Here is a 25,026-nt window from a genome sequence, read left to right as displayed (position 1 = left end):
TTTTAAAAATTCCAGATTTTGAAAATAGTATAAAAATGGATGTTAGGAAATTTTTTTTATTGTAAAATGGTAATAAAAGAAAGGCAAGCTGGTGGCATGATGGAATTCGGAGCCCTGATTAAATACTATCGAACCCAACGGGGAATGACCCAAACGGAGCTTGCAATAGGAATATGTTCCGTTCCGCATTTAAGTAAAATTGAAAACAATTCAAAAGAAGCCAACGAAGAAACAATCGCCCTTTTACTTGAACGGCTCAGCATTAGCCTTGAAGAAATGGAAGAGAAAGAAGAAGAAATCAAACACCTTATTAGAGATGTAAATAATAAAATAAATTTCTACCTGACGAAAGAAGTAGATTCAATCTATCTGGAATTAAAAAATAGGGAGCATCTAACCCCATTCTCTAAACATATTTATATTTGGGAGCTAACGAAATATCGCTATCTCTTGTTTAAAAGACAAATTGGGGAAGCTGAGAAACAAAGGGACTTATTATTTAAGCAAAAGAAAAAATTTTCCCAACATGAAAGCTATTTATTTCGCTACTATAATGCGATATTCTTAATTTTAAAAGGACAGTTTAAAAACGCCGATGAGATCCTTGATACATTGTACATAGAAAATGATCATGATACAACGAGCGGCGAATTCCTTTATCATCGAGCACTTGTAAAAAGCTCTCTTGAACAGTCGGGACATGCCATTCATTTTGGGAAGATGGCACTGCAGATTTTTATGAACCAGCACAACTTTTTGCGTATTTTGCATACGTTAATGCTCTTAGGTATAAGTTACACCCACTCGAAAATTTACGAGGAAGCAGAGGGCTGTTTTCAGCATTTAATCCGCAATGCAGAATTGTTAAAGGAAGAAAAAATGCTGCCGCAGATTTACCATAACATGGGCTTTTTAAAAAATAAAATGAACAATGACAGGGAAGCACTGATCTATTATGAAAAAAGTTTGGCATTACAGCCTAACGTAAACCAGCACTATTTAGTTACGCTCTATTCCATTGGAGAAATTTATTTCTCCCTGCAATTCACAGAAAAAGCAAAAAAGTGCTTACAGGAAGTCTTTTTACTATCGAAAGAGTTAGGAAATAAGAAATATCGCCTCTTGGCAGAATTTTATTTATTTCATATGGCTTCACCGCAAAAAGCGTTTAAATACTTAGAAACAAAGGTCATTCCTTTTTTTGAGGAGACAAGTGAACAGAACGATTACCTTACCCGTTTTTATAAAATGTTAGCCGATTATTTCAATGAAAATGGGATGGTTCACAAAGCAGTCAGCTATCTAAATAAAATTACAGGAGGAATAACATGAAAAAGATGGTCCTATTACTTTCAGTTTCATTCCTTGTTCTTTTCGCAACCAACACCTCTGTAAAAAGTGAACATGTATCCAATACTCATAACTATGCTTATGTAGGGCCACAAGGTCCTCCAATTCTGCCTCCAGTATAATAATAATAATAATAATAAATCCCTGACATCTCAGGGGTTTTTTTTATTTCATTGGAATGAATGACAATGAAAGGAAGAAAATAAGCGAAAAGTTACTTTTAGAGGAGTCCATTTTTCAATGACACGTGTAACAGAGTTTGAGCAAGATAAACAAATTTGTATGCATTATGAAGATGACCGCGATCGATTTCACGGGGCGGTTGTTCCGCCGATATTTCAGAACACATTATTTACTTATCCAACATTTGGTGAGCTAGTGGATGCTGTTCAGTCAGAAAAACATCATTATGTGTATGGGAGAGGAACCAATCCTACGGTTGAAATTGTTGAAAAGAAATTAGCAGCGTTGGAACGCGGGGAAGAATGCAAGACATTTTCATCGGGAATGGCCGCAATCAGCGCAGCCATTATGAATAGTATTCAGAGTGGAGACCATATCCTTTGCGTCAGTAATTTATATTTATCGACGATGGAACTCCTAAAATATTTAGGAAAGTTTAATATAAGTCATTCGGTTGTATATTCTACTAATACCGAGGAGATTTCACAGGCGATCCAATCCAACACCAAAGTCATCTTTCTCGAAAGCCCAACGGATATGACCTACCGATTAGTCGATCTTGCGGCGGTCAGTAAGCTGGCAAAGGCAAACGGGATTCGTACTATTATCGATAATACTTGGGCGACTCCCTTATTCCAAAAACCACTAACATTCGGGATCGATATAGTGGTCCATTCAGCCTCGAAATATCTTGGCGGCCATAGTGATGTCCTGGGCGGGGCTTTAATTACAAGTAAAAAAATTATGAACACATTATTTAATAAAGAATACTTGCTAATGGGCGCGGCTTTGCCCCCATCTGAAGCATCGTTATTGCTGAGAGGATTAAGAACATTACCGTTACGTATGGTGAACCATCAGGAAAATGCTGTAAAAGTAGCTGAGTATTTGGAGACTCACCCCAAAGTTGCCAAGGTCCATTTTCCCGCTCTTGAATCCCATCCCGATTATGAGTTGGGTCAAAAACAGTTAGCTGGCTATAGTGGATTAATGAGTTTGGAACTAGCAAAAGCCAATTACCGCCAAGTGGAGAAAGTCATTAACAAAATGAAGGCATTTAAGATAGGGGTTTCCTGGGGTTCGTTCGAAAGCCTTGTTTTATCTCCAAACATTAGCAGCAATGAAGGGCAGCTGCTTAAGGAACACATAAGTCCGGGAACGATCCGTCTGGCAGTCGGGCTCGAGAATGTGAATGTTTTAATTCGTGATTTAGACCAGTCACTTAATGATTAAAGTCCAAATAGGAAGCAGGTGATGTTAAATGAAAGATCAAGACCAGCATCGACTCTTTGAGGATGAAAAATGGGAAAAAGAGACGATGAAAAAGCTTTATGGTGTAGAACCGGAAATGACTCTGCAAACAGCAAGGTTCGCAACAACGGAAAATCCTCTCCTAACGGAATATTACCAAGATCGATGTAATGATGAACAATAAGCCTGAATGAAATGAATCCGATATTGGGTATCCTAATATCATGTGTTTGTACTTTTAGTAGAGGTTAAGGAGGAGATATCATGGAATCATTTGTTGTTGGGTTTCACCAAGAAGATAATGTAGACAGCATGCAAATACAGAAAATAAATCAAGAGGAATTTAACAAAGCAACCGAGGGCGGGACAAGGCATTTATTTGAAGTTGATACGAATATAGGCCTTTTTGTCTTTTTTGATGCTGCAGACATTGATGGGAATCTCTCTTACATGGTATTGCAGTATGAAGACGACAATGAAGACCCAGTCGGCTGTTATTCCTTTCAATTAAAGGACTTCTATGAATTTATGGCGCTTTTCTTAAATGACCTTGAATTCGACCAGGAAACTGAAGAGGAAGAAGACCAGGAGTATGGCCCGATTCACCATCTAGCCCATTTACTATTTCATATTGTCGAAGCAGGCAAGAATCTTAAAGTTTAAAAAACAAGCACTGACCGTTTTAGGTCAGTGCTGTTTTTTTTAACCTTTTGCGGGCTTCTTGCTTACTTCAACGCGGGCGTTCCCCATAAATATAATCGTAATCGCAGCAAGAGCAATTGGAATCAATGTTAGTATAAAGGTGTGTGTGATGGAATAAGACATAGCTTGAACAATTTTATCTAAGATAAACTCCGGGATTTTTGCCCGTTCACTTGCTTGGAAAATTTGCCGGGGGTCACCCATTTGAAATTGCTGTCCGCCCCCGCCCTGCATACCTTTAAAAGCTTCCTTTAATTTATCTGTAAACAGATTACCTTGCAGCGAACCAAAAATGGTTACCCCAAGTGTCATCCCAAAGGAACGTAAAAAGGAATTAGTTGAATTAGCCGTTCCTCGGTATTGCGGCTCCAAATTGTGCATCGAGGCAGTGGGCAGCAAGGAGAAGGAAAAGCCGACCCCAAAACCAACCAAAATCATATAAATCGTTAGTAAATAACGGGCGGTATCAACCGTCATCGTTCCAAGTAAATACATACCGGCCACATAGGAAATAATTGATAATATCATCAAATTACGGAAAGACGTTTTTGTTAAAAAGATCCCTCCAATCGAACTTCCCGCCACCGACCCTAACATCATCGGTGTTAAAATTAATCCGGCGTTCTTCGAGGTTCCCCCGTAAACGGCTTGAACAAAAATCGGAATAAACACAGTTAAGATGATAAATGTTCCTCCGTATAAGAAGGACAGGATCTGCGAGGTGGCAAACAAACGCCGTCTAAACAGCCAAAGAGGTAAAATCGGTTCTGCCGCCTTGAATTCAGCAATGAAGAAGGCTACAAAAAAGATGAAAAAGCTTGCAAATAAACTGATGATTTGCACAGAATCCCAATCATATTCCTTACCGCCTAATTCGAGTGCAAACATTAGACTCACGACCGAAATCACAAGTGTAATGGCACCTAGATAGTCAATTTTTTGTTTAGAATGCTGTAAGGACTCATGATAGTAACGAACAATTAAAATAATCGAAACAATACCAATTGGAACATTTACATAAAAAACCCAATGCCAGCTGATATAATCGGTGATATAAGCACCAAGTAATGGTCCTAGAACACTAGAGGCACCAAAAACAGCACCGAGTAAGCCTGTCATTTTTCCGCGGTTTTCCGGCGGGAAAATGTCAAATACAATCGTAAACGCAATCGGCATTAGTGCGCCGCCGCCTATTCCTTGAATGGCCCGGTAAATACTTAACTGGACGATCGATTGGGCTATTCCACAAAGAGCAGACCCAATCAGGAAGACGATTAACCCAAAAAGAAAGAAACGTTTCCGTCCGTACATATCGGATAGCTTTCCGAATATTGGCATACCCGCCATGACGGCTACCATGTAAGCAGAAGTGACCCATACAAATTTGTCAAAGCCGCCGAGGTCTGAGACAATGGTTCCCATCGCGGTCGCTACAATCGTATTATCCATGGCCGCCATTAAAATCGCGAGCAATAGCCCTGCCACAACGGGCTTAAGATTAGTACCTTGTTTAATCATAAAAATCTCCTTTTATTTTCCGAAATGTAAATAACGCGAATGACCCGAGCACTCCTTTGCGTTTTTTAGTTTTGTTTGATGTTTAAATACCTACTTGTAGGCTAAAATTAATTTTATTAATTGGGTTATAGAATTGTCAATTTAATTGTTAAGGTGCAAAGTGTTAAATAGAAGGGATGAACATAAAACATGTATCAGCTTAAGGTTAGTAATGAAAAGGAATTATCTGTTTATGAATTATATAATGAAACGGTAGGCAGCTGGCTAAGGGTTGCTCCAGACCGCGGCGGAATTATTACTAGTTTTGGCGTAGAAAACGACGAGATTTTATTTTTAAATAAAGAGACTCTTTATGATCCAAATAAAAATATTCGAGGCGGCATACCGATACTTTTTCCCATATCAGGACAGCTTGAAAATGGGGAGTATGAATGGAACGGTAAGGTTTATAAAATGAAAAATCACGGCGTAGCCAGGAATCAGCCTTGGGAAGTAATCGATACAGATTTAAATGAAACAAAGGCCACGGTTACTTTACGATTAGTAAGCAATGAAGAAACAATGAGAGAATACCCATTTCAATTTGAAGTTATTTTTAGCTACACCATTACTAAAAATGAACTATCAATCGACCAAGTTTATCGGAATATTTCAGACGAGTCCATGCCGATCTATGCAGGTTTTCACCCTTATTTTAAAACATCTAGTAAAGATTTGACTTATCAAACAGATGCGAAAACCTATTTAGATTATAATACTATGGAGATAAATTCTTTTAACGAATCCTTGGATTTAACGAATAAAAAGGAATCCTTAGTATTATTGGATAGTATGAAAAAGGAAATTTCATTTGAGCTTCCCGAACTAAGGAAAAACGTTACCATGAGATATGGAGATGAATTTAAGTATATTGTGTTGTGGACAGAGGCAGAACAAGAATTTATTTGCGTCGAACCATGGATGGCCATGACCGATGAACTCAATCGGAAAGAAGAATTAGTCATGGTTGAACCCGGTAAATCACTACATACTTCATTAGTCATATCGGTCAAATAGTGAATACATGATATTATCTAAAAAACCTCCTGAAAAAAGGAGGTTTTTTACTACTATCTCTGAAAGAATTCAACCTTTTCCCCGTCAGGACCGTTCACAAAAAAGTTACGATATCCGTTTGGAAGAGTGCTGACTTCTTCACTAATAAATGAAACATCCAATCCCTTTAATCGGTTAAATTCTTCTTCAATATTATCTACTAAGAAAGCAATGTGGTTGACTTTTCCTTCCTCTGGAAGATCGGGATTGCCACCATATACTAATTCCAATTCCGTTTCATCGGAACCATTGAAGCCAAGGAATGCTAAGGTTAAAGCTCCATTATTAATGGTAAACTGATCATTAAGGTCCATACCAACAATCTCTTGATAAAATGTCAGTGATGCATCTAAGTCTTTAACAAATACGCCAACATGGTCCATCTTTTTAACAGCCATTTTTATTGCTCCTATGCTAATTAAGATTTTAAAACATCATGGTCAACATAACGCTCACCATTGATTTCACTAATTACATTAATCGCAACTTTAGCACCGTCGCCAGCTGTAATGATGGTATGTACACTCACACCAGCAACCGTTCCAGCTGCCCAAATGCCGTCAATATTGGTTTTACCAGCTGCATCCACATCTAGGACCGTTTTAATTCTTGGTTCTGTTCCTGGCTTTGTCTTTAGGCCAATGGTTTCCGCAAGTGTTACCAATGCTCCGGTTGCCACAATCACATGTTTTGCTTCATATTCATTTTGGTCCGTTACTACTTTAAAACTATCTTCGGTTTTTTTAACATCGGTAACAGTTGCTTCTACTAGTTCAGCGCCGAATTTCGTTGCTTGCTTTTTACCGATTTCAATTAAGCCAGGACCAGTAATTTCGGAAACACCATAATGGTTTTCAATCCAAGCACGTTTGGTCATGCTCTTGTCATTGTCGACAACCAAAGTTTTTTTACCGGCTTTAGCTGTAAACAAAGCAGCACTAGCACCTGCAGCACCCGCTCCAATAATAACTACATCAAACATCAAAATCCCTCCAATATTTAGTAATAATTCTAGCTTAGCGTAATTAAAAATGATTGTAAAATGAAGTGCTTACATTTTAGGGGGCTGGTGTACATAACAAGTTATGCTTTCTCTAAGGGGAAATTCTAAATCATTTAATACCCCCTTTAAATCGCTTTCAAAATCGTAATATATAGAAATCAAGGATAGGGGGCGGACAATATGTCGTTAATATCTAAGATTCATTACAAATGGCATATAATGAGGAAAAACTATCATCAACTGTTATTGGATAGTTGCCTAGATGATAATTTGAAAAATAAAATAACAAAAAAGATTATTTATCATGAGGAAAAAATAAGACAGTTAAATTAATACTAGTAGTAAATCAATTGGATTGGCTTTGTTATTGGATAGCTGGATCGACCTTCAATTAAAATGGGTATTACTGATGAAAAGTATCTGCAAAAACGCAGATGCTTTTTTTGATACTTTTATATCAACAGAAATAGATATCCTGTCTTTTTATTATGAAATTTAGGCACTTCTTAAAGTGGATCCTCAAATTAAAATTGCAATTTTGAGAAAATTAATTTAATAATTGTATTGTACTTATCTATAAAATAAAAACAAACGACGAAAAATAGGGGATTACCATGATTGAGATAAAATCACTTGGAGATTTAGCCGTCCAAGTATCTTTTGGGAATCAAATTAATGAGGAGATACAAAGGGAAATCCAGCGATTTATTACAGGTCTTAAAAAAGCAAAAATAAAGGGTATCATCGAATGGGTGCCTGCTTATTGTACGGTTGTTATTTACTATCAGCCAGAGGTCGTTAGCTATCACGTTTTAGAAAAAATCCTCAAAAGTAATTATTCTACCGCTGACAAAGTTGAGCGGGAAAAGGGGATCGTTTATGAAATACCTGTTTATTATGGCGGGGAAACAGGTCCTGACTTACCATTTGTGGCCAGTTTTCATCAGTTAAGCGAGGAAGAGGTGATAAGCCTGCATACAAGTAAGGAATACTTAATTTATATGATGGGATTTGTCCCGGGGTTTCCTTATTTGGGCGGACTTCCACCGAGTATCGCGGTTCCAAGACTCGAACATCCACGGCCAAGTGTGGAGGCAGGTGCGGTCGGAATTGGTGGGAATCAAACAGGTATTTATCCTGCTGAGGTCCCGTCCGGCTGGCGCATCATAGGAATAACACCCGTATCTCTTTTTGACGTAAATCGCCCGTCACCGTTTCTTTTTTCAGCAGGAAACTATATCAAATTTCATTCGATCGATTTACTAGAGTATGAAAGAATCCAACATCTAATTGCTAATAAAACATATGAGCTAAAAACATATAAAAAGGGAGAAAACGTATGACAGTGATTGATTTGAATAGTGATTTAGGGGAAAGCTTTGGCGCCTTTAAGATTGGTAATGATGAAGAGGTGTTAAAGTATATCTCATCTGCAAATATTGCCTGCGGTTATCATGGCGGGGACCACAATGTCATGTTTGAAACCGTCAAACTTGCAAAAAAATATGGGGTCCAAATAGGGGCACATCCTGGCTTTCCAGACATGGCCGGTTTCGGGAGGAGAGAAATGAAGCTGACCCCTCGAGAGATTTATCATCTTATGGTCTATCAAATAGGGGCATTGGAAGCTGTTTGTAAAACTAATGGAACTAACCTCATTCACGTGAAGCCGCACGGTGCTTTATATAATATGGCGGCCAAGAATTGGGAAATGGCCGATTCCATCGCTCAAGCTGTTTTCGATCTGAATCCTGAACTTGTTTTATTCGCGCTTGCCGGGAGCGAACTAGCAAAGGCAGGGCAAGAGAGGGGATTACTGGTTGCAGGGGAAGTGTTTGCCGACCGCACCTATCAGCCGGATGGGACATTAACCTCCCGCCTGGAATCAAATGCTATGATTCATAATTCTGAGTTTGCGATAAACCGGGTTATTCGCATGATTAAGGAAGGAAAGGTTGAGGCTGTTGATGGGACAGATATAGCGATTCAGGCGGATACGATTTGTGTACATGGAGATGACCCGCAGGCATTAGAATTTGTAACGAAACTAAAGCGGGCTTTTCAAACGGAAAACATAAAGATTAGAAAAAGCTGGAGAAGCGAATGAAGGCTATCTTAAAAGTAGTGAAGCCTGGGCTGCAAACCACTGTTCAGGATTTAGGCAGATATGGATACCAACAATTTGGAATAAGTCCATCTGGGGCAATGGACTCTTATTCTATGAAAGTGGCAAATATCCTCGTTGGAAATCCTAAGGGCGAAGCTGTACTCGAGGCAGCTTTAATAGGTCCTGAAGTGGAGGCCTTAAGTGATGTAGTAATTGCCATTTGCGGCGGTGATTTTACGCCTAAAGTGGATGGGGAGGAAGTTTCGATGTGGAAAAGCTTCCTCATACGGAAGGGTCAGGTTCTGACAGTAGGCCATTGTCGACGTGGAGCTCGAGCTTATATAGCATTTGGAGGAGGCATCGATGTTCCTTTTGTGTTAAGCAGTAAATCCACCTTTTTAAATGGAAAGTTTGGCGGCTTTGAGGGACGAGTGTTGCAGAAGGGGGATGTACTAGTTGGCAGCCCTTTAATAAGGAAGCCATATAAAAGGCTTCATCCAGAATTGGTTCCCCAATATGCAAAAGAAATGACAATTCGGGTGGTTATAGGACCTCATGAAGATCGATTTACAGAAGAGAGTATTCACCGGTTTTTCTCGGAGGATTTTGTTGTGACCCATAAAGCCAATAGGATGGGATATCAGCTAAAAGGCCCCAAGCTCGAACACATCGGCGGTCCAGATATCATTTCCGACCCCATTCCATTCGGCGGAATCCAAGTCCCCGCAAGCGGCCAGCCCATCATCCTCCTCGCCGACCGGCAAACCACCGGCGGCTATACCAGAATCGGTACTGTCATCTCTGAAGACATTCCTAAGGTAGCTCAAGCGGTGCCTGACACCATTCTTCACTTTTCCATGGTGTCAGTAGAGGAAGCACAACGACTTTATCTAAAAAGGCAGATAGTATTAAAACATTTGCACTTATGGGCGGCAAAATAAAAAGAACCATCATATCCTTCACGGGCTTGATGGTTCTTGTGTTTAAACTGATATAAATGGTCTTTTTTCGTTTTGGTTGCCCTTGTTCTCATATCCGTGAAAACAAACGGACTTCTCTTCGCTTCGGGATTCATATTCCCTTCGCGAGCTAGTTTTTCTCTAAGCTTTTTGGCTTTGGATTTAGCCATAAAAATCACTCCTCTGATTTGTTTCATTCCATTATATAACAAATCGAGGAGTTTTGTTTTAAAAACTTAAATTTCCTGCGCGTTTGCTTGATGCTGGGCAGCTCCCTTAGCCGAAGCACTTTTCTTCGTATGAAGGAAGTAAAATAGTACTAATCCAATTAAGATATAGAAGGAACAGAAGAAATATAGAGTGCCATAATCGACTTTTGCTGCAATGATTCCAACGACAAAGGAACCTAACGCGATGCCGGTATCATAGATCGATAAAAACGTTGCAGTGGCCACTCCTCTTTTCCGAGGTTCCGCATCTTGAATCGCAATCGTTTGAAACGTTGGGAAAAGGGTTCCCCAGCCTAAACCAATTAAACCTGCTGATAAAAGGAAGGTAACTGCTCCATTACTTTGACTCAAAATAAACATGCCAATCGCAAAAAGAGCGATACATGGGAAACTAATCACATTAGGTCCATATTGATCAAGCCATTTTCCGGTGAACGGTCTTGAGGCTAATAAGAGAATTGCATAAACAACAAAGAACATGCTGGCGATGCTTTCTAAGTGAATTTCACTAGCATAAATCGATACAAAGGATAAGAGAGCTGAATAAACAATTGCCATAAAGCCGCCGACAATCGAAATGGGAACGGCAGAAGCCTCAAAAAGGTTGCTGAAAGAAAAAGATGAATGAGCTTTTGGTTGAACTGTTGTTTCTGTTTTGGCTTGTTTTACACTTAGTCCTGTAATTAATGCACAAATAGAAACAATTACACTGATTATAAACAAGGTCTTAGCGCCCCATTGATGGATGGCCAATAGACCCATAAATGGACCAATAACCATTGCAAGATTGGTCGACATAACGAAATAACCCATTCCTTCTCCACGTCGGGAGACAGGGATAATATCAGCAACAATTGTACCAACTACTGTCGTCGCCATTCCAAAGCCGATTCCATGTAACAGGCGGATGACTAAAAAACCAACCATGGAGCTAGGGAAGAAATATAACAGTGACGCTGCAGCGAAAATAATTAATGCTGCTAGCAACACCTTCTTATTACCGGCGCGTTCAAGCCATTGACCGGCAAGCGGGCGGGAAATGATGGCCGAAAGTAAAAAGATTGTCGTCATCAGACCGGCCATAGAAGAACTACTATGTAATTCATCAAGAGCGTATGATGGCAGTGTTACGAGCAAGATATAAAAAGATAAAAACAGAAATAGATTGCTAAAGGAAATACTAATAAAGTTTTTTGTCCATAATTTAGGTTTGTTCATGTGATGCACCTCTATTTATAAAATTTGCTGTAGCCAGCTTTTTTGCAGATTTAAGAGTTGTTCTCGTGATTCAACTGGGAAGTCTTTCATCAGTTCGTGATTTAACGAATTGACAATCTGTTCCCATTTCGGATATTCCTGGTTGGCAAGGTCTGTAAGCTGGACAAACTTTTCTCGTTTGTCCTTGCCAGGGACTTGAGTGACATATCCTTGTTTGACTAAACGCTGGATTGTCCTTGTCATAGGCGGCGCTTCAACAAATAGGTAATCACAAATTTCTTTTTGCGTCAGCGATCCTTTATTTTTTAGCACATAGATGACGGACCACTGGGCACTGTATAATCCTGATGGTTTAAGTGCTTCATTGAGTCTATTGGTAAGATGTCTGGAAAGTTGATGAAGTGTATGGAATAATTCGTGGGTTGACATGATTCGCTCCCATTTCTTTATAATTAATTACCTAGGTAACTATAGTTTAAAAACGAGAATCTGTCAAGGAAGAACGTTAAGTTGGATGGAAATGAGGATACGCTGGGATTATGGATGCTGCCGAGCGGAATAAATGCAAAAGTGCGCGGAATTAATTGGGAAAAGGGCGGAATAAATACAAGAGTGCGCGGAATTAATTAGAAAATAGGTGGAATAAATCCGGAATCCGGCGGAAATAACCAAAGCAAATCTCCCTGAAAAATGAACCTTTTAATATAAAAAGAGGACAGCGGGCGGAATAAATCCAGAAGTTGGCGGAATTAATTTAAAAATAGGCGGAATAAAAGAAGAATTTGGCGGGAAAAAACCAAGTTTTGGCGGAATAAACGCAAAAACCGGCGGAATCCACCAACATAAAAATCCTCATAAAAAAATCCGCAGACAAAAATCCCGCGGATTAAATCATAAAGATTAGTTGCAATACCATCTTTTCCAAATTTCAGCGGAGTCTAGGCAGCCATTATCATTTCCCCAACTGCCTTTATTATCCTGACACTCATCATGATCTCCTCCCCCGCCAGAACTTCCTCCATTACACCACTTCAAAAAACTCTCCCACCAATCATCATCATTTCTTTTATCATAGTTGTTTTTTTCGACACTATAATATTGGTAATCATTTTTATAACTATCATTATTAAAGATCGTTAGTAGATAAGAAAGTGAAAATGTTTGGGAAAATCCGCTATTAGAATTCGATTGTGTAGAATATGTAGAAGCATATGTAGAAGTAGGGATCATTAAGGTACTAACCACAATCAAGACGAGGGTAAAACTAATTATTGCCTTCAAAATTCATTACCACCTCCTTTATAGTAAAATATCATCATAGATTCTTAATAAAATATTAATTTGTTCCTTAATAAGAATAATAGTGCATTTATATGAGCTTGTAAATGAGTTTAGATTTATTTTTTAGGTCAAAGGTCATAGAAAAAAGGGTATCCCATCTTACACTTGGGATACCCTTAAAAAATTACCTATTCACATTAAAATACCTAGCCTCAGGATGCGCAAAAACAATCGCTGATACCGATGCTTCAGGCTCCATCATACAGCCCTCCGTTAACTCAATCCCGATTTCCTCCGGTTGAATCAACTTAAACAGCTTCTTCTGATCTTCTAACTCCGGACATGCCGGGTAACCAAACGAGAAGCGCTGTCCTTGATATTTCGCCGTAAAACGATCCTGCATCGTGAAATCAAGCGGATCAGGGAATCCCCAGCGATCACGCATCTGGCGGTGAATCAACTCGGCAAAGCCTTCAGCAGACTCAAGCGCCAATGATTGAAGAGCATGGCTTTCAAGGAAACGTCCTTCTGCCTTAAACTCATCTGCCTTTTGGCGAATCCCTCTTCCAGCTGTCACCGTAAAGAAGCCAACATAATCCATCACACCACTGTCAACTGACTTTAAAAAGTCCGCTAAACAAAGGAATGGAGCTGACTCCTGACGAGGGAAATCAAAGGTTTCAATAATGGTAGTTTGATTTTCTGGATCATAAATATATACCTTATTACCGTCCGATTGGGCAGGGAAAAATTGATAAGCCGCTGCAGGTGTAATCCAGTTATTTGTACTGGCATCTGCTAACAATTGATCGACCACTTCTTTAATTTTAACTGCCTTTTCATCTTTTTCGGCAAGCAGTTTAGAAAGTTTTCCTTTCAAACCAAGATGATGTCCTATTAACATTTGCATATTAATATACGGCTCAATATGAGAAAGAGAATAGGATCTTAAAATATGCCTTTTCGTGTCCATCGGCGTAAAGACAGGTACTTCTGTTGACACCGCTGGTTTTACTTTTACCGCGACAGCGCTAGCCGCTCGGGTAGGTAATTCCCGTGGGATCTCCAATGCTGCCAACTTTTCTGCTTTATCATCAAGCAGCTTTTGATACTCTTCCGGTGACTGCAATTGATTGGCAAGCGATAGACCGTTCATTGCATCCTTTGCATAAAGAACAAGTCCATCATATTCCTTGGCAATCCTTGTATCGGTGAACTTACGAGAAAGGGCAGCACCACCAACAAGAATCGGCACAGAAATTCCAGCTTCCTTCATGTCTTGTGCCGTTAACACCATTTGCTGTGCAGACTTTACTAATAATCCTGACAATCCGACCATATCCGGCTTCTCTTCACGAATCGCTTGCACCAAATCCGTTGGAGTAACCTTAATCCCTAAGTCAACGACGTTATAACCGTTATTACTTAGTATGATATCTACGAGGTTTTTACCGATATCGTGAACATCACCTTTAACCGTTGCTAAAATAACTTTCCCCTTAGAGGCAGACACATCGCCTTTTTCCATATGAGGCTCTAGGAAGGAAACAGAGGCTTTCATAACCTCAGCACTTTGTAGAACCTCCGCCACAATTAACTGGTTATCATTAAACAGGCGGCCAACTTCTTTCATGCCGTCCATTAATGGACCGTTAATTATATCTAATGGAGCAGGGTAGGAGGCAAGCGCTAGTTCTAAATCAGGAAGCAAACCTTCTTTTGTTCCTTCAATCACATAGTAAGCAAGTCTTTCCTCAAGTGTCATATTAGGAATGGTTGTTTTTGCTTCCTTCTTTTTCCCGCGGTAAAACTCGGTAAATGTAGCTAATGTTTCATCCGTTGTATCAAATAACAAAGCCTCTGCTAATTGAACTTCTTCCTTTGAAATCGAAGCAAAGCGCTCAAGCTTTTCGGTATTCACAATCGCATAATCCAAGCCAGCCTGCGTACAATGGTAGAGGAAGACTGAATTCAGCACCTCGCGCCCGACAGGAGGGAGCCCGAAGGAAACGTTACTAATTCCAAGGATGGTCTGCACTTTCGGCAAGGCTTCTTTAATCATTCTAATCCCATCAACGGTTGCTTTAGCTGAGCCGATATATTGTTCATCCCCTGTACCAACTGGGAACACAAGCGGGTCAAAAATGAGATCTTGTGACTTAAGTCCATATTTATTCACTAACAGGTCATGGGAACGTTTGGCAATGGCCAGTTTACGTTCAGCAGAAACTCCCATTCCTTCTTCATCAATAGTTCCGACAACGACAGCCGCACCATATCGGTGAATTAATGGAACAATCGCTTCAAAGCGCTCTTCGCCATCCTCAAGGTTGATCGAATTGATAATGGCCTTACCTTGAGAATACTTAAGTGCTCTTTCGATGACCTTTTCATCAGTGGAATCAATAACAAGCGGCACTTTCACCTTTTTAACCACTTCTTTAATGAAATTCTCCATATCGGTCATCTCGTCACGATCGGGGTCGGCAAGGCAGATATCAATGACATGGGCGCCGCCCTTCACCTGAGCACGGGCAATCTCTGAAGCTTCTTCAAATTTGCCCTCCGTAATTAATCGTTTGAACTTACGAGAGCCGATAACGTTTGTACGTTCCCCAACCATGATCGGTCTTAAAGTAGGATCATCGTAAATAAATGGTTCAATACCGGAAACCATGTGAGTACTTGATGATTGGAACGGACGTGGCTGATATTGTTTCATTGCTTCAGCAATCACCTTGATATGTTCAGGTGTTGTACCACAGCAGCCGCCAACAATATTTAACCAGCCATGTGCCGCAAAATCGGATAATTTCTTCGCCAGTATTTCTGGTGTTTCGTGATAGTGACCATCTTCATCAGGCAAGCCGGCATTTGGATAACAGCTGACAGCGGTTGTTGCCAAACCTGCAAGTGAACGGATATGATCCTGCATGAATTCAGGACCGGTCGCACAGTTAAGACCGACCGCTATAGGTTTCATATGTTCCACTGAAATAAAGAACGATTCAATCGTTTGTCCAGCCAGGGTTGTCCCCATCGGTTCGATGGTTCCTGAAATAAAGAGCGGCAGGGTTTTACCCGTTTTTGAAAAAGCACTTTGAATACCGACAAAACCCGCTTTTACATTCAATAAGTCCTGACTTGTTTCTAGTAAAAGTAAATCAACGCCGCCGTCGATTAAACCAATCGCCTGCTCTTCATAAGTAGCAGAGAGGGCATCAAAGGTGGTTCCGCCGGTAACACTTAAGGTTTTGGTCGTTGGACCCATGGAACCTGCTACATAACGTGGCCACTCATCGGTCGAAACGCTCATCGCTTCTCTGACAGCAAGCATCGCAGCGATTTTATTAATCTCATAAGCTTTAAATCCAAGTTCATATTCATCTAATACAAGGCTTGTCGCCCCAAACGTATTGGTTTCAATGATGTCTGCACCGGCCTCTAAGTATTCACGATGAATACGAGAAATGACGGAAGGAGCGGTTAGAACGAGGTGTTCATTACAGCCTTCATACTGCTCACCGCCAAAATCCTCTGCTGTAAGATCGGCCTGCTGCAGCATCGTACCCATTGCACCGTCCATGACTAAGATGCGCTTTTTAAGTTGTTCAGAAAATGGTGTTTTCGGCATAGCTGGCCCCCCTAATCTCACTGGCTCGCTGGTTTGCATAAGCAGCGAGCTCTGCTGTTAATTCAAACCTTAAGAATGGTGTAATTAAATAAATTCCATTAAATAAATCTAATGCTGTATCAATGAGTGACTTGGTAATCGCCACGCCTTCTCTAGCCGCTTGAAGCGGATTGTCATTCAAGAGAGCCATCCGGTCACGAATGGAATCGGCAATTTTAATTCCAGGCACTTCATTATGAAGGAACTCTGCGTTTTTACTGCCTGTTAATGGCATTAAGCCAATGTAAATCGGTGTTTCAAGATGTTTCGTATTTTCATAGACTTCGATTAATTTTTCCTCAGAAAAGACCGGCTGAGAAATAAAGTAATCTGCACCGTATTGGATCTTTTTCTCCAAACGCTTCACGGCTTTCTCAACAGAGCGGACATTCGGATTAAAGGCACCCGCGACACTAAAAGCTGTTTTTTGTCCTAAGTCTTTACCGGAGTAGGACAAGCCTTCGTTCATCTGTTTAATCATTTGTATCAGTTCAAATGACGACACATCATAAACGGACGAAGCACCAGGGAAATCTCCTACTCTTGCAGGGTCTCCCGTAATGGCTAAGATATCATTCATTCCAAGTGTGTGAAGACCCATTAAGTGAGATTGAAGTCCAATGATATTGCGGTCACGGCAGGCAAGATGAATCAGTGGCCGCATGCCTAACTCACTTTTTAAAAGATAGCCTAAGGATTCATTAGAAATCCGAACGGTTGCCAGCGAATTATCCGCAAGAGTGATGGAATCAATGCCAGCTTCTTTAAGCGCCTTAGCCCCTTCGAAAAACTTAGTTGTATCCAGTTTTCGAGGAGGATCTAATTCGACAATAACCGATGGTCGTTCTTTCACGATTTCCTGCAGGGGAGTGTATTCCCTTTTAGGAGCAGTTTCGACAATAATCGGCTTTTGTTTCAATTTTACAACTTTTTCAGTCACAGGGATACTATTCTTTAATTCAGATGCATAGGCGCGAATATGGTCTGGTGTTGTCCCGCAGCAGCCGCCAAGCAAGCGTACGCCCTCATTTCTAAAGCGTTGCGCCGATTTTTGGAAATAATCGGCATCGCCTTCATAATGAAACTTTCCGTCTGTATAGGTTGGAAGACTTGCATTTGGATAGGCAGATAGGAAAGCATGCTTCGGAATCTCAACCTGTTCCAATGCCAATAACATATGGTGCGGGCCTAACCGGCAGTTAAGGCCGACGACATCAGCGCCAAGGCCTTCCAGCCTTTTTAAAGCTTCATTAACAGGTGTTCTGTCCTGTAAGAAACCAGGGTCCTGAAGGGAAACTTGAGCAATAATCGGCAGCTTCGTTTCCTTTCGTGCAATCGTTAGGACGGTTTCGAGCTCTTCTAAATCGTAAAAGGTTTCGAATAACAGTCCATCAACACCTTCAAGTAAATGGCAATATAATTGTTCACGGAAGCTTCGTTTTAATTCTTCTATTGTAATCGAACTTGTTTTTATCCCGCGATTACCGCCAATCGTTCCGAGGACATAAGCATTCGATTGAGCGGCTTTTTTTGCATTTCGGACAGCAGCGCTGTTGATTTCCTTAACCGAATCTTCTAATCCATACCGCTGCAACTTTAAATAGTTGGCTGCATACGTATGGGTTTGAATGACATCTGCTCCGGCATCAATGTAGGCCCGATGGATGTTTTGGATCTGTTCTGCTTGAGATAAATTGAGTTCTTCTGAACATGTATCCACTCCAAATGAATAAAGCAGTGTGCCCATGGCACCATCGCCTATTAAAATTTGGTTTTTTAATTTGTCTAAAAAGGTCATGATGATTCTCCTTGATGTAACACCAAATGTTGAGCACGAACCTCCTCAAGTGCCTGAGAAAAATCCTTAATCAAATCATCTGGATTTTCTAGTCCAACTGATAAACGGACAAGTCCATCCGTGATTCCACGCTCCAAGCGGTCCTGTTTAGACATAGCAGCGTGAGACATTTTTGCCGGATAAGAAAGGATGGATTCAACCGCACCTAAACTAACCGCAAAAACAGGGATTTCCACATTCGCAACAAAGGTGCGAAGGGCATCTTCAGTAGCTAATTCAAAGGATAAAACAGCTCCCGGACCATCTGCTTGTTCTTTCTGAATTTGATATTGCGGGTGGCTTTCAAGCCCTGGATAATGAACCTTTTCAACCAACGGATGTGCATCTAAAAATTCTGCAATTTTGATCGCTGATTTTTGTGATTGCTCGAGGCGAACACTCAGTGTCTTGATTCCTCGTAAAACAAGCCATGCATCTTGAACACCTAAAATCGCACCAAAACCATTTTGCAAGAATCCTAGTCTTTTAGCTAAATCTTCATCTTTTACAACGGCAAGGCCTGCAACCACATCACTATGTCCTGCTAAAAATTTCGTTGCACTATGAAGGACAACATCCGCACCTAATGCAAGCGGCTTTTGGTGGTAAGGAGTAAGGAACGTATTATCAACAAATGTCAACGCATCGATTTCTTTCGCAATCTCGCTAATCGCTCTAATATCTGTAACTTTCATTAATGGATTTGATGGTGTTTCCACATAAAATGCCTTTGTATTCGGCTGAATCGCTTCCTTTACTTCCTCTAAATTGGTCATATCGACAAAGGTATGTTCAATCCCAAGTCTCGAAAGAACTTGAGTGACCATTCGGAAGGTACCGCCATACACATCCTCGGTAATCACAATATGGTCGCCAGAGGATAGAAGAAGGAAGGCAGTTGAAATAGCTGCCATCCCTGATGCAAAAGCAAATCCTTTCACTCCGCCCTCAAGTTCCGCGATCACATCTTCAAGTGCTTCACGAGTCGGATTTAAGCTGCGGCCATAATCGTACTTGCCGAACTGATCGAAATCAGCTTGGTGGAAGGTAGATGCATGCTGAATGGGAACACTAACCGCCCCCGTTACTGGATCAATTTTATGTTTGTTATGAAGCAGTCTGGTTTCAAAACTATATTCTTCGTGTGCCATTATGCAATTACCCCTTCCTGAACCTTAGCAAAAGCGTTCTGTAAATCCTCAATAATATCTTGTGAATCTTCAATTCCAACCGAGAAACGTAATAAACGATTGCAAACGCCCGCTTGAATGCGAATCTCTTCTGGGATATCCATATGTGTTTGCGTTGCTGGATAAGTAATGAAGCTTTCCGTTCCACCTAAACTTTCTGCAAAACTGATTAAATTTAAATTCTGTAAAAATGGATTCACCCATGCTTCGTCCTTAATTCTAAAGGAAACCATTCCGCCGCGTCCTGGGTAGAGAACATCTGTTACAGCATCATGTTGTGAAAAGAATTCTACGATGGCCTTTGCATTCTTTTCATGCCGTTCCATTCTTAGTGACAATGTCTTCATTCCGCGCATTAATAACCAAGAATCAAATGGACTTAACACGGCTCCGGCACCATTATGGTGGAAAGCTAATCCTTCACAAAGTTCCTTTCCTTTTGCCACAACAAGTCCAGCAAGAACGTCATTATGACCACCAAGGTATTTCGTTGCACTATGGATGACGATATCCGCACCAAGGCTGATTGGCTGTTGTAAAAGTGGGGTATAGAACGTATTGTCCACGATTAATAATAGGCCATGTTGTTTAGCAATCTTTGAAATCGCTGCAATATCCGATTCCTGCATAAGCGGATTGGTTGGTGTTTCTAGGAAAATCGCCTTTGTTTGTGCTGTGATTTTCTTTTCAACTTCTTCCGGACAACAGGTATTCACATATTGAGTGGTTAAGCCCCATTTTTTATAGCCCTTTTCTAATAGGCGGTAAGTACCACCATATAAATCTTCACTAACAATCCATTCGTCCCCAGATTCAAATAAAGCAAGGATTAGTTGAATGGCAGCCATACCAGAGCTGCATGCAAATCCTTGATCCGCACCTTCTAAATCAGCGATGGTTTTTTCAAGGAGCTGGCGTGTTGGGTTCCCTGTTCGTGTATAGTCAAATCCAGTAGATTGCCCGATTCCTTCATGACGGAAGGCTGTTGAAAAATATACAGGCGGATTGACGGTTCCAGTTGTTGTTTCACTGCGGTTACCAATTTGGGCTAGTTTCGTATCAATTTTGTACATAACGCACACTCCTTGTAATAAATAAATGTTTATAATGTTCCACATTAACGCGATTGAGTGATAAAGCATTTTAATAAATAAAAAAAGTCTCCTTATAAGAAGAAGACTTTTGTATGCACAACGCACCTGTCATTCTTCTTATCTTGCAAATTAGTAAATTTGCAGGACTTAGCACCTTTTCAATGAGAATAGACATTGAAGGTTGCTGAGGTGTCGCAGGGCCCTTCCCTCAACCTCTCTTGATAAGAAAACAATTATTTAGATTATTTATAAAATTTACTACAAATTTCGTGTTATGTCAATTTGTTTTTTAGTAATAACTATATCAATGAAGAAACTGGGCGAAAAATCTTTTTAAAAAATATATAAATAGTTAATGGAAAAGTTGTTGACAGTGGTAGTTTATGGATTTATGATAGTGATATAAATTGTTCTTAATAAAGAACTAAAATAGGTATTATGGAATATCAATTTAATAGATTAGATACATAAAGCTGATAAAATTATACCATAGTTTCGGGAAATTGAATTAAAAGAAATTTCTTTTATTTTACTATGGAATTGGTGTTCTATTTAGTGAACTTAGGTTTAAATTAAAAGATTGGCAAAACTGATGTAATGTATGGCAGGAGGAAAAGATGAGCGCAATAGCCGGAATATATCATTTAAACGATGAACAGATCAATCTAGAGCACGGAAGCCAGATGATGAAAGAATTAGAAAAATATCCGGCGGATGATATTCAAACTTGGCATAACGACAAAGTCTTCCTTGGCTGCCATGCACAGTGGATCACACCGGAGTCTGTAGGTGAGAAACTTCCTTATTATGATCACCAAAGAAAGTTAGCTATTACGGCTGATGCGATTATTGATAATCGAGAAGAATTGTTTGAAAGATTACAAGTCAAAATATCTGACAGAAAAACGATGTCTGATAGTGAACTTATATTACGTTCTTATTATAAATGGGGAGAAGAAACCCCTAAGTATTTAGTTGGGGATTTCGCCTTTATGATATGGGACGAGAAAAAACATGAGATATTTGGGGCAAGGGATTATTCTGGAAATAGAATACTTTATTTTCATCAAAATCTCCAAATGTTTATCTTCTGTACAGCCATTCGTCCAATATTAGCCTTATCATTTGTAGAAAATAGTCTCAACAAGCAATGGATTGCTGAGTTTTTGGCTAACCCAGGTATGTTTGACTCTCTAGATGCATCTTCAACAGTTTATAAGAACATACAACAAATACCACCCTCTCATTCTATAAAATTGGTGGAAGGAAAGGTAACTCTCACCCGCTATAGTAAATTACCTGATGGTGAAAAACTTATTCTAAAATCGAATTTTGAATATGAAGAGGCTTTTAAAGAAGTTTTTCAGGAAGCTGTAAAAGCACGATTACGTACTCATAAAAACGTAGGTGCCCATTTAAGTGGTGGATTAGATTCAGGCTCAGTTGCAAGTATTGCAGCAACCGAATTAAGGAAACAAAATAAACAATTGAATACATATAGTTACGTACCAATACAAGGGTTTGAAGATTGGACACCAAAGAGTCGGATTGCTAACGAAAGGCCAGTTATACAATCAACAGTTGACTATGTAGGAAACATAAATGCTGAGTATTTAGATTTTGCAGGACTTAGCTCATTTTCTGTAATTGATGATTGGCTTAATACACTAGAATCACCATATAAATTTTTTGAGAATAGTTATTGGCTCAAGGGAATATATGAAAGAGCTAATCAAGATAGGGTTGGGGTCCTATTAAATGGACAGAGGGGCAACTGGACTATTTCTTGGGGGCCAGCTCTGGAATATCAGGTTATGTTGTTAAAAAGGTTACATTTAATACGATGTTTTCGTGAAATACATTTATACAGTAAGAATATCGGGGTCAAGAAATCAAGAGTCATCTCTGTTGTTGCAAAGAAGACGTTTCCTTTTTTGCATCAGCTTATAACATCTTCAAGCAATGGGAATAACTTTCCAATGTTAATAAATCCAGAATTCGCCAATAAGATGAATGTCTTTGAAAAACTTTTAGAACACGAAATTGATATAAAAGGCAATATTTCTAAAAATTGGTATGAAGTAAGAGCGATGCAATTTGAGCAGCTCTATTATTGGAATATTACTGGAACGTATGGTTCGAAATTTTCTTTATCACACAAAATTTGGGATCGTGATCCTACAAATGATCTCCGTGTGGCCAAATTTTGCTTAGCGCTTCCAGAAGAGCAATATGTTCAAAATGGTTTGGATAGAGCACTTATTAGAAGAGCAACTAAAAACTTACTTCCTGATAATGTTAGATTAAATCAACGGACCCGGGGGGCTCAAGGTGCAGATGGAATTCCTCGTATGGCACCTCATTGGAAATCATTTATTGAATCATTAGAACAAATGCTTAATGATTCGGTAGTTTCTGAGTATTTAAATATAAGAGTAATCAAAAATATCATTACAAAATTCCGAGATGTCCCATCCCCACAATATGTGTATGATGAAGAGTTCAAGATTTTAATGCGAAGCCTGATATTTTATAGATTTATTAAGAATTTTGCTTGAGAGGGGGTGAAAGTATGAAAAAAGATTGGAATAAACCAGAGTTAGAGGTACTTAATGTTAATATGACTATGGCTGGCCCAGGACATAAGATTCCGGATGCAGTCCAACCTGATCCAGATGATCCTGTAAAGTATAGCTAATTTCAAGGGGTATCAAGTTGAAAAAGGTTTGGAATAAACCTGAATTACAAGTACTTAATGTTAGCATAACAATGGCCGGTCCAGGACATCGATATCCGGATGCTGTCCAACCCGATTATCGACATCCATTTGATCCGTATAGCTAATTCCTAGAGGTGAGAAAATGAAAAAAGATTGGAATAAGCCAGAATTAGAAGTACTTAATGTTAACATGACTATGGCTGGTCCCGGGCATAAGATACCGGATGCAGTTCAACCAGATCCAGATGATCCGGTAAAGTATAGTTAATTTTTAGTGAAATTAGGTTAGGATTTATTCAGCCCTTATACATTTTTAACTGTATAAGGGCTTTTATAAATCAACATTGTTATCATTGGAGTGAATAAAATGATTAATAAACAAAACACCTTGATTTATAAGGGTTTTGGGCTAAATCTGTTGAGTGATATTCCGCTTCCTGAATTAACACAAATAAATGAACCAGTTGGTATGGTAGATATTGTTGTTCAAAACGGTGATTTATTAAAACAATGGTCAGAAGTAGATTCTAATAAACAGAAAAGATTTGTAGTAAAAGAAAATAGGGTTATGTTTGAAGTCCCTAATACTGCTATATTTTCTATAGAAGATGGCAACAAAATTACCGTTTCACCAATGTTAGATGCTGAAGAGGATAAAATCCGACTTTATATCCTCGGTACTTGTATGGGAGCATTATTGATTCAAAGAAGAACAATCCCATTACATGGAAGTGCAGTTGCAATTAATGGAAAGGCATATGCTTTTGTAGGTGATTCAGGTGCTGGGAAATCTACACTTGCAGCAGCTTTAATAAAGGAAGGATATCAACTATTAAGTGATGATATAATTCCAGTAATACTTTCGGATGACAAATTACCGTATGTAGTACCGTCCTACCCACATCAAAAATTGTGGGAAGAAAGTCTAAATGAATTTGGAATAAGTACATTTGGATACCGCCCGTTGTTCGATCGAGAAACAAAATATGCCATACCTGTCCATTCTGAATTTACAGCAGAAACTTTACCACTAGCAGGAGTATACGAATTAGTTAAAACTGAAAGTAACGGTGTTGAAATTAAGGTATTAGAAGGTTTAGAACGATTTCGAACTATATATATGCATACATATCGTAATTTTTTAATTCCTCGCCTAGGAATGATGGAATGGCATTTTAAAGAATCAGCTCAAATCTTAAATAAAATTGATATGTATAAATTAATGCGTGACAATTCAGGATTTACAGCAAATAGGTTGGTTTCACTTGTTTTATCAACTATTAAAGAGGAGGAACATATATGATTAGCACTCAAAACATTTCATTGAATTCAAAAGTTATTCAAATGAATGGAAATATAGTCAGTGATATGGATGGAGAAAAAGTAATGTTAAGTATAGAAAGTGGTAATTATTATAATTTAGGAGAAATAGGTGGACAAATATGGGATTTAATAAGAACTCCACTAGAAATTAATGAAGTGGTTGCAAACTTATTAATAACTTATCAGGTTGAAAAGGAAGAATGTGAACAACATGTTTTATCCTATATCGAACAATTAAATAAAGAGGGGCTAATTCAAATTATTTAGCTTGAAGCAAAAATAGTAATAGGAGG

25 protein-coding genes and 1 riboswitch are annotated in these 25,026 nt (G+C 39.3%); of the genes, 15 read left to right on the top strand and 10 right to left on the bottom strand.

Going from position 1 to position 25,026, the window contains the following annotated elements:
- Window positions 1-96: 96 nt before the first annotated feature.
- The 5 genes from AAHB15_RS12980 (at window position 97) to AAHB15_RS12960 (ending at window position 3,447) form a co-directional block, all read left to right on the top strand.
- The gene (locus AAHB15_RS12980; protein ID WP_342042555.1) at window positions 97-1,332 is read left to right on the top strand and encodes a helix-turn-helix domain-containing protein; all 1,236 of its coding nucleotides are present in this window, start codon (window positions 97-99) and stop codon (window positions 1,330-1,332) included.
- Window positions 1,329-1,472 carry a hypothetical protein gene (locus AAHB15_RS12975; protein WP_335571981.1) on the top strand — a complete coding sequence of 48 codons (144 nt, stop codon included), beginning with the start codon at window positions 1,329-1,331 and terminating at the stop codon, window positions 1,470-1,472. Before AAHB15_RS12980 ends, AAHB15_RS12975 begins: the two co-directional genes overlap by 4 nt.
- Window positions 1,473-1,590: 118 nt before the next feature.
- Window positions 1,591-2,766 (top strand): trans-sulfuration enzyme family protein, encoded by a 1,176-nt coding sequence (locus AAHB15_RS12970; RefSeq protein WP_342042554.1) that lies wholly within the window; start codon window positions 1,591-1,593, stop codon window positions 2,764-2,766.
- 28 nt (window positions 2,767-2,794) lie between these two features.
- Window positions 2,795-2,968, top strand: coding sequence for a hypothetical protein (locus tag AAHB15_RS12965; protein ID WP_335571983.1), 174 nt, complete (start codon window positions 2,795-2,797; stop codon window positions 2,966-2,968).
- A gap of 80 nt (window positions 2,969-3,048) precedes the next feature.
- Window positions 3,049-3,447 carry a cytosolic protein gene (locus tag AAHB15_RS12960; protein ID WP_342042553.1) on the top strand — a complete coding sequence of 133 codons (399 nt, stop codon included), beginning with the start codon at window positions 3,049-3,051 and terminating at the stop codon, window positions 3,445-3,447.
- 39 nt (window positions 3,448-3,486) lie between these two features.
- Here the strand turns inward: AAHB15_RS12960 and AAHB15_RS12955 are convergent, their stop codons facing one another.
- Complete coding sequence (locus AAHB15_RS12955; protein ID WP_342042552.1) at window positions 3,487-5,004, bottom strand: MDR family MFS transporter; 1,518 nt, start codon at window positions 5,002-5,004, stop codon at window positions 3,487-3,489.
- A gap of 189 nt (window positions 5,005-5,193) precedes the next feature.
- On the opposite strand from AAHB15_RS12955, the gene AAHB15_RS12950 reads away from it, so the two are divergent.
- Complete coding sequence (locus AAHB15_RS12950; RefSeq protein WP_342042551.1) at window positions 5,194-6,060, top strand: aldose epimerase family protein; 867 nt, start codon at window positions 5,194-5,196, stop codon at window positions 6,058-6,060.
- A gap of 53 nt (window positions 6,061-6,113) precedes the next feature.
- On the opposite strand, the gene AAHB15_RS12945 is transcribed toward AAHB15_RS12950, so the two are convergent.
- On the bottom strand, window positions 6,114-6,497 hold the full coding sequence (locus AAHB15_RS12945; protein ID WP_342042550.1) for a VOC family protein: 384 nt from the start codon (window positions 6,495-6,497) through the stop codon (window positions 6,114-6,116).
- Between the two features lie 20 nt (window positions 6,498-6,517).
- A complete protein-coding gene (locus tag AAHB15_RS12940) occupies window positions 6,518-7,081 on the bottom strand; it encodes an FAD-dependent oxidoreductase (RefSeq protein WP_342042549.1) in 564 nt (187 codons plus the stop codon).
- 635 nt (window positions 7,082-7,716) lie between these two features.
- Here AAHB15_RS12940 and pxpB point away from each other — a divergent pair.
- The 3 genes from pxpB to AAHB15_RS12925 are packed head-to-tail and all read left to right on the top strand — an operon-like array spanning window position 7,717 to window position 10,150.
- Complete coding sequence (gene pxpB / locus AAHB15_RS12935; protein ID WP_342042548.1) at window positions 7,717-8,445, top strand: 5-oxoprolinase subunit PxpB; 729 nt, start codon at window positions 7,717-7,719, stop codon at window positions 8,443-8,445.
- Window positions 8,442-9,209, top strand: coding sequence for a LamB/YcsF family protein (locus tag AAHB15_RS12930; RefSeq protein WP_342042547.1), 768 nt, complete (start codon window positions 8,442-8,444; stop codon window positions 9,207-9,209). Before pxpB ends, AAHB15_RS12930 begins: the two co-directional genes overlap by 4 nt.
- A complete protein-coding gene (locus AAHB15_RS12925) occupies window positions 9,206-10,150 on the top strand; it encodes a 5-oxoprolinase subunit C family protein (protein ID WP_342042546.1) in 945 nt (314 codons plus the stop codon). The genes AAHB15_RS12930 and AAHB15_RS12925 overlap by 4 nt, the downstream gene beginning before the upstream one ends.
- Window positions 10,151-10,404: 254 nt before the next feature.
- On the opposite strand, the gene AAHB15_RS12915 is transcribed toward AAHB15_RS12925, so the two are convergent.
- From AAHB15_RS12915 to AAHB15_RS12885, 7 genes are all read right to left on the bottom strand, one after another.
- Complete coding sequence (locus AAHB15_RS12915) at window positions 10,405-11,616, bottom strand: MFS transporter (protein ID WP_342042544.1); 1,212 nt, start codon at window positions 11,614-11,616, stop codon at window positions 10,405-10,407.
- Between the two features lie 15 nt (window positions 11,617-11,631).
- Complete coding sequence (locus AAHB15_RS12910; protein WP_342042543.1) at window positions 11,632-12,045, bottom strand: MarR family winged helix-turn-helix transcriptional regulator; 414 nt, start codon at window positions 12,043-12,045, stop codon at window positions 11,632-11,634.
- 471 nt (window positions 12,046-12,516) lie between these two features.
- Window positions 12,517-12,897, bottom strand: a complete 381-nt coding sequence (locus AAHB15_RS12905) for a hypothetical protein (protein WP_342042542.1) — start codon at window positions 12,895-12,897, stop codon at window positions 12,517-12,519.
- Window positions 12,898-13,081: 184 nt separating this feature from the next.
- On the bottom strand, window positions 13,082-16,531 hold the full coding sequence (gene metH, locus AAHB15_RS12900) for a methionine synthase (RefSeq protein WP_342042541.1): 3,450 nt from the start codon (window positions 16,529-16,531) through the stop codon (window positions 13,082-13,084).
- Window positions 16,509-18,368 carry a bifunctional homocysteine S-methyltransferase/methylenetetrahydrofolate reductase gene (locus AAHB15_RS12895; protein WP_342042540.1) on the bottom strand — a complete coding sequence of 620 codons (1,860 nt, stop codon included), beginning with the start codon at window positions 18,366-18,368 and terminating at the stop codon, window positions 16,509-16,511. The genes metH and AAHB15_RS12895 overlap by 23 nt, the downstream gene beginning before the upstream one ends.
- Window positions 18,365-19,558: a cystathionine beta-lyase gene (gene metC / locus AAHB15_RS12890; RefSeq protein ID WP_342042539.1), complete on the bottom strand. Its 1,194-nt coding sequence runs from the start codon at window positions 19,556-19,558 to the stop codon at window positions 18,365-18,367. The genes AAHB15_RS12895 and metC overlap by 4 nt, the downstream gene beginning before the upstream one ends.
- Complete coding sequence (locus AAHB15_RS12885) at window positions 19,558-20,670, bottom strand: methionine biosynthesis PLP-dependent protein (RefSeq protein WP_342042538.1); 1,113 nt, start codon at window positions 20,668-20,670, stop codon at window positions 19,558-19,560. The genes metC and AAHB15_RS12885 overlap by 1 nt, the downstream gene beginning before the upstream one ends.
- Window positions 20,671-20,805: 135 nt before the next feature.
- A riboswitch (SAM riboswitch) is annotated at window positions 20,806-20,919 on the bottom strand.
- 389 nt (window positions 20,920-21,308) lie between these two features.
- On the opposite strand from AAHB15_RS12885, the gene AAHB15_RS12880 reads away from it, so the two are divergent.
- The 6 genes from AAHB15_RS12880 (at window position 21,309) to AAHB15_RS12855 (ending at window position 25,000) form a co-directional block, all read left to right on the top strand.
- Complete coding sequence (locus tag AAHB15_RS12880; RefSeq protein ID WP_342042537.1) at window positions 21,309-23,249, top strand: asparagine synthase-related protein; 1,941 nt, start codon at window positions 21,309-21,311, stop codon at window positions 23,247-23,249.
- Window positions 23,250-23,263: 14 nt separating this feature from the next.
- The gene (locus tag AAHB15_RS12875) at window positions 23,264-23,389 is read left to right on the top strand and encodes a paeninodin family lasso peptide (protein ID WP_335572476.1); all 126 of its coding nucleotides are present in this window, start codon (window positions 23,264-23,266) and stop codon (window positions 23,387-23,389) included.
- Between the two features lie 17 nt (window positions 23,390-23,406).
- Window positions 23,407-23,535: a paeninodin family lasso peptide gene (locus AAHB15_RS12870; RefSeq protein ID WP_335572477.1), complete on the top strand. Its 129-nt coding sequence runs from the start codon at window positions 23,407-23,409 to the stop codon at window positions 23,533-23,535.
- A 17-nt stretch (window positions 23,536-23,552) separates the two neighbouring features.
- Window positions 23,553-23,678 (top strand): paeninodin family lasso peptide, encoded by a 126-nt coding sequence (locus AAHB15_RS12865; RefSeq protein ID WP_335572476.1) that lies wholly within the window; start codon window positions 23,553-23,555, stop codon window positions 23,676-23,678.
- A gap of 99 nt (window positions 23,679-23,777) precedes the next feature.
- A complete protein-coding gene (locus AAHB15_RS12860; RefSeq protein ID WP_342042536.1) occupies window positions 23,778-24,713 on the top strand; it encodes an aldolase in 936 nt (311 codons plus the stop codon).
- Window positions 24,710-25,000 carry a lasso peptide biosynthesis PqqD family chaperone gene (locus AAHB15_RS12855; protein WP_342042535.1) on the top strand — a complete coding sequence of 97 codons (291 nt, stop codon included), beginning with the start codon at window positions 24,710-24,712 and terminating at the stop codon, window positions 24,998-25,000. Before AAHB15_RS12860 ends, AAHB15_RS12855 begins: the two co-directional genes overlap by 4 nt.
- Window positions 25,001-25,026: the final 26 nt, after the last annotated feature.

This window comes from Bacillus sp. OTU2372 (assembly GCF_038440275.1).
Lineage (GTDB): Bacteria > Bacillota > Bacilli > Bacillales > Cytobacillaceae > Neobacillus > Neobacillus bataviensis_B.
Note: the sequence above shows the minus strand (reverse complement) of the source record. Positions and strands in the feature narration are given on the sequence as shown.